We start from the raw sequence: 248 nt of genomic DNA on the forward strand, positions 1-248 counted from the left end.
GCATCTCGGTTTGCTTTTTCAGTTTCACAAGTATCGCCTTCACAAACTATCGTCCCTTTACCTATTGTACCATAAGTAGTCCCTTCTTTATCATGTCCTCCTACCGTCGGCCTATATACGAATTCTTTGAGCTTATCAGCTACTTCAACTGCCATACCCAAAGTATGCCCATTATCATAGTCATATATATGCTGAACAAATAACTCACCTACTTTTAAGGTTAAATGTCCGTGATCTGTAAAACTTCC

Annotated in this window: 1 protein-coding gene; it reads right to left on the reverse strand. The window is 39.1% G+C overall.

The features are described 5' to 3' along the window. On the reverse strand, window positions 1-248 hold a 248-nt coding region (locus tag NF27_RS12675; protein WP_039459446.1), incomplete at both ends, for a hypothetical protein.

It is taken from the genome of Candidatus Jidaibacter acanthamoeba, from assembly GCF_000815465.1.
GTDB classification, from domain to species: domain Bacteria; phylum Pseudomonadota; class Alphaproteobacteria; order Rickettsiales; family Midichloriaceae; genus Jidaibacter; species Jidaibacter acanthamoebae.